Annotated in this window: 5 protein-coding genes; 1 reads left to right on the plus strand and 4 read right to left on the minus strand. The window is 63.0% G+C overall.

The window, feature by feature from the left end; translation table 11 throughout:
• From APH30_RS28940 to leuC, 4 genes are all read right to left on the minus strand, one after another.
• On the minus strand, window positions 1-104 hold a 104-nt coding region (locus APH30_RS28940; RefSeq protein ID WP_156326704.1), incomplete at its 3' end, for an isocitrate/isopropylmalate family dehydrogenase.
• A 54-nt stretch (window positions 105-158) separates the two neighbouring features.
• A complete protein-coding gene (locus tag APH30_RS26115; protein WP_054914147.1) occupies window positions 159-923 on the minus strand; it encodes a class I SAM-dependent methyltransferase in 765 nt (254 codons plus the stop codon).
• Between the two features lie 146 nt (window positions 924-1,069).
• Window positions 1,070-1,714 (minus strand): 3-isopropylmalate dehydratase small subunit, encoded by a 645-nt coding sequence (leuD, locus tag APH30_RS26120; protein ID WP_009681664.1) that lies wholly within the window; start codon window positions 1,712-1,714, stop codon window positions 1,070-1,072.
• A complete protein-coding gene (leuC, locus tag APH30_RS26125; RefSeq protein ID WP_009681665.1) occupies window positions 1,711-3,144 on the minus strand; it encodes a 3-isopropylmalate dehydratase large subunit in 1,434 nt (477 codons plus the stop codon). The genes leuD and leuC overlap by 4 nt, the downstream gene beginning before the upstream one ends.
• Before the next feature lie 131 nt (window positions 3,145-3,275).
• Here leuC and APH30_RS26130 point away from each other — a divergent pair, with 131 nt between their 5' ends.
• Window positions 3,276-4,154, plus strand: coding sequence for a LysR family transcriptional regulator (locus tag APH30_RS26130; RefSeq protein WP_054914148.1), 879 nt, complete (start codon window positions 3,276-3,278; stop codon window positions 4,152-4,154).
• Window positions 4,155-4,376: the final 222 nt, after the last annotated feature.

The following is a 4,376-nucleotide window of genomic DNA, read 5'->3' on the forward strand; positions in this document are numbered from 1 at the left end:
CCGAGCTGGAACTTGTCGTTGGCCAGCTCCAGCACCTTGACCGCTTCGGCCATGATTTCCGGCCCGATACCGTCACCTGGGAGAATCAGAATCTGCTTGCTCATGCTTTCCTCTATCCATTCACACGGCGCGGCCAAGCGGGCCCCACCGAAAAAAACTTATCGCTCTGCCCACAGCACCAGTACATCGCTGCTGAACGAGCCATCGCTGTCGATCTGATAATACTGCCGTACTTCTTCGCCCATGGCTTGCTGCAATTGGCGGATAGCCACGCGCATCGGCTCGGGGGTACGCATGCGCTCGACCCAGCTGGAAAACTCCAGGCGCAGCGGCTGGCGAGTGTGGCTGCGCACGTGCAAACCGGCTTCGCTAACCTGGCGCTGCCATTCGGCGGCGGAATAATCGCGCACGTGGCTGGTGTCGCGCAGCACTTCGACCGTTTGCAGGTAGGTGTCGAGCAGCGGGCTGCCCGGTGACATCACATCGATGAACGCCGCCACGCCGCCTGGCTTGAGCACCCGGCGCACTTCGCGCAAGGCCAGGCCCAGGTCGCTCCAGTGGTGGGCCGAGTAGCGGCTGAAAACGAAGTCGAACGATGCATCGGCGAACGGCAGGCGTTCGGCCGCGCCGCGTTCGGTGATGATATTGCCCAGGCCGCGCTCGGCAGCGGCACTGGCGACCACATCGAGCATGGCCTGCGACAGGTCGTAGGCGACCACTTCGGCGACCAGCGGCGCAACGTGGAAGCTGACATGCCCGGCACCGCAGCCCAGGTCCAGCACACGGGCGGCGCCCTGCCCTGCCAGTTCGGCCTGGAGCAAGGCAAATTCACTGCCCTGGGCGTGTACGGCGCTGCTGAGGTAGGCACTGGCTCGTTCGCCGAACTGGCGTTGGACCACGTCGGTGTGTTGGCTGCTGGTCATGTCTCGATCCTTTTGGTTCTGGGTTGGCTCTACGGGCGCTATCGCCGGCAAGCCAGCTCCCACAGCAGCACCACAGCCTGAAAGTTGTGGGAACCCTGTGGGCGCTGGCTTGCCGGCGATGAGGCCAGCGAACTCGGCTACATCATTCAGGCATCCCGGAACAGCCAAGGCTGCGCAGCACGGTGCTTGCCTTCGAAGGCCTTGATCGCATCGCTGTCCTGCAGGGTCAGGCCGATATCGTCCAGGCCGTTGAGCAGGCAGTGCTTGCGGAAGGCATCGATCTCGAAGTGCAGCACCTTGCCGTCTGGGCGGGTCACCGCCTGGGCCTGCAAGTCGATGGTCAGCTGGTAGCCCGGGTTGGCTTCCACCTGCTTGAACAACTCGTCCACTTCCTCATCGCTGAGGATGATTGGCAGCAAGCCATTCTTGAAGCTGTTGTTGAAGAAGATGTCAGCGAAGCTCGGCGCAATGATGCTGCGGAAGCCATACTCGTCCAGCGCCCAGGGGGCGTGCTCGCGGCTGGAGCCGCAACCGAAGTTTTCCCGCGCCAGCAACACACTGGCACCCTGGTAGCGTGGATAGTTGAGCACGAACTCCTGGTTGACCGGGCGCTTGCTGTTGTCCTGGTAGGGCTGGCCCACGTCCAGGTAACGCCACTCGTCGAACAGGTTCGGACCAAAGCCGGTGCGCTTGATCGACTTGAGGAACTGCTTGGGGATGATCTGGTCGGTGTCGACGTTGGCACGGTCCAACGGTGCGACGAGGCCAGTGTGCTGGGTAAAGGCTTTCATGCTGCGCTCCCTTGGATCAACTCGCGAACATCGATGAAATGACCGGCTACCGCGGCAGCGGCGGCCATGGCCGGGCTGACCAGGTGGGTACGCCCACCGGCACCCTGACGGCCTTCGAAGTTGCGGTTGGAGGTGGACGCGCAATGCTCGCCGCTCTCCAGGCGGTCCGGGTTCATCGCCAGGCACATCGAGCAGCCTGGTTCACGCCATTCGAAACCGGCTTCGAGGAAGATCTTGTCCAGGCCTTCACGTTCGGCCTGCGCTTTGACCAGGCCCGAACCCGGCACGACGATGGCTTGCTTGACGCTGGCGGCCACCTTGCGGCCCTTGGCGATTTCCGCCGCCGCGCGCAGGTCTTCGATGCGCGAGTTGGTGCACGAGCCGATGAATACGCGGTCCAGCTTGATGTCGGTGATGGCCTGGTTGGCCGTCAGCCCCATGTACTTCAAGGCACGCTCGATCGAGCCACGCTTGACCAGGTCGGCTTCGGCGGCCGGGTCCGGTACGCGCTGGTCGACGGCCAGGACCATCTCGGGCGAAGTGCCCCAGCTGACCTGCGGCTTGATCTGGCTGGCATCCAGCTCGACCACTGTGTCGAACACCGCATCGTCATCCGACACCAGGTCTTTCCACGCTTCGACCGCCTGCTTCCACTGCTCGCCCTTCGGCGCGTAGGGGCGCCCTTCGACGTAGGCAACGGTAGTGGCGTCGGTGGCCACCAGGCCCACACGGGCACCGGCTTCGATGGACATGTTGCAGATGGTCATGCGGCCTTCCATCGACAGCGCACGAATGGCGCTGCCGGCGAATTCCATGGCGTGGCCGTTGCCACCGGCGGTGCCGATCTTGCCGATCACGGCCAGGACGATGTCCTTGGCGGTGACGCCGGCCGGCAGCTCGCCTTCCACCCGGACCAGCATGTTCTTCATTTTCTTGGCGACCAGGCACTGGGTGGCGAGCACGTGCTCGACCTCGGAGGTGCCGATACCGTGGGCAAGGGCCCCGAACGCGCCGTGGGTCGAGGTGTGCGAGTCGCCGCAGACCACGGTCATGCCCGGCAAGGTGGCGCCTTGCTCCGGGCTGATGACGTGGACGATGCCCTGGCGCTCGTCGTTCATCTTGAATTCGACGATGCCGTATTCGTCGCAGTTCTCGTCGAGGGTCTGCACCTGCAGGCGCGACACCTGGTCGACGATGGCCTCGATGCCGCCCTTGCGCTCCGGCGTGGTTGGCACGTTGTGGTCCGGCGTCGCGATGTTGGCGTCGATGCGCCACGGTTTGCGGTTGGCCAGGCGCAGGCCTTCGAAGGCCTGGGGCGATGTCACTTCGTGGATGATGTGGCGATCGATGTAGATCAGGGACGAGCCGTCATCACGGCGCTTGACCTCATGGGCTTCCCAGAGTTTGTCGTAGAGCGTTTTGCCAGCCATCAGACTGTTCCTCATCAGCGTCTTTCTGTGCCAAAAACCCCTTGGCTTGTATGGACGATGCTATGGGGTTAGATTGAATAACTCAAATTCATAATTTTTATGCTTTGGATAGCCAAAAGGAATACCAAACCATGGACCTGGCCAACCTTAGTGCCTTTATCGCTATTGCGGAAAGCGGCAGCTTTTCCGGGGCAGCGGAACGCCTGTTCCTGACCCAGCCCGCCATCAGCAAGCGCATCGCGGGCCTGGAGCAGCAGCTGGACGTACGCCTGTTCGACCGTTTAGGGCGCGAAGTGACGTTGACCGAGGCCGGGCGGGCACTGCTGCCACGCGCTTACCAGATCCTCAACGTCCTCGATGATACCCGACGGGCGCTGACCAACCTGAACGGGGCAGTGAGTGGTCGGCTGACCCTGGCCACCAGCCACCATATCGGTCTACACCGCCTGCCCCCGCTTTTACGGGCGTTCACCCGCGAATACCCAGCGGTAGCACTGGATATTCAGTTCATGGATTCAGAACAGGCCTACGACGAAATTCTTCATGGCCGCGCCGAAATTGCCGTGATCACCCTGGCGCCCGAACCGCACCACCTGGTCAAGGCGGTACCGGTATGGGACGACGCCCTGGATTTCGTCGCGGCGCCCGAGCACCCGCTGGCCAACAACCAGGCAGTGAGCCTGGCCGATGTCGCCCGCCACCCGGCGGTGTTCCCCGGTGGCAACACGTTTACCCACCATATCGTCCAGCGCCTGTTCGAAAGCCAGGGCCTGGCGCCGAACATCGCCATGAGCACCAACTACCTGGAAACCATCAAGATGATGGTATCGATCGGCCTGGCCTGGAGCGTGCTGCCGCGCACCATGCTCGATGAACAGGTTGCACCCATCGCCTTGCCCGGCATACAGCTGTCGCGCCAGCTAGGCTACATTTTGCACACGGAGCGTACGCTGTCGAACGCGGCCAGGGCGTTCATGGCGTTGCTCGACAGCCACGCGGGGTCCGCCTGACCGGCCGTCAGCCCGGCATTTCCAACTCCAAGGACGCGTCTTACGCCAAAGGTCTGGTACCGATGCCCAAAACAGTGAACCGCTTTTTGCGCCTGCCGCGAATACCTGCGGCCGACCCGCAGGAATCCGAGCAGGCCTGGCAGAACGCCCCACAATTGCTGGCCGCGCTCAACGGCGCACGCCTGGGTGCCTGGCTATGGGATATCGAAAGCGGCCGTGTCA

Origin of the sequence: Pseudomonas sp. NBRC 111127, from assembly GCF_001320345.1 — a bacterium.
Lineage (GTDB): Bacteria > Pseudomonadota > Gammaproteobacteria > Pseudomonadales > Pseudomonadaceae > Aquipseudomonas > Aquipseudomonas juntendi.